This is a genomic window from Exiguobacterium sp. s131, assembly GCF_018617345.1.
Lineage (GTDB): Bacteria > Bacillota > Bacilli > Exiguobacteriales > Exiguobacteriaceae > Exiguobacterium > Exiguobacterium profundum.
Genome location: NZ_JACSJX010000015.1, coordinates 1 through 421 on the forward strand (window position 1 = coordinate 1; position 421 = coordinate 421).

Annotated in this window: 1 rRNA gene; it reads left to right on the forward strand. The window is 51.3% G+C overall.

Annotated features, from left to right (window positions below):
* Positions 1-189: 189 nt before the first annotated feature.
* Positions 190-421, forward strand: a 23S ribosomal RNA gene (locus tag KNO69_RS15255); the annotation flags it as partial.

Consider the following 421-nt stretch of genomic DNA (forward strand, 5'->3'; position numbering starts at 1 on the left):
AACAAGGTAGCCGTATCGGAAGGTGCGGCTGGATCACCTCCTTTCTAAGGAAAATGCCCATGTGGCATTGCCCATCGTTCAGTTTTGAGGGTTCGTCCCTCGATTGTTCCTTGAAAACTGAAGATTCATCAAGACATCAAAAACCAATTTCACATATGGTCCGCAATGGACCGTGTGTCTTAGACGCTAGATCAAGGTAGAAAGGGCGTACGGTGGATGCCTTGGCACTAGGAGCCGATGAAGGACGCGACGAACAGCGAAATGCTCTGGGGAGTGGTAAGTACACATTGATCCAGAGATCTCCGAATGGGGGAACCCACCGCCGGGAGACTGGCGGGACACCCACGTGAATACATAGCGTGGCGTGAGGCATACCCGGGGAACTGAAACATCTAAGTACCCGGAGGAAGAGAAAGAAAAT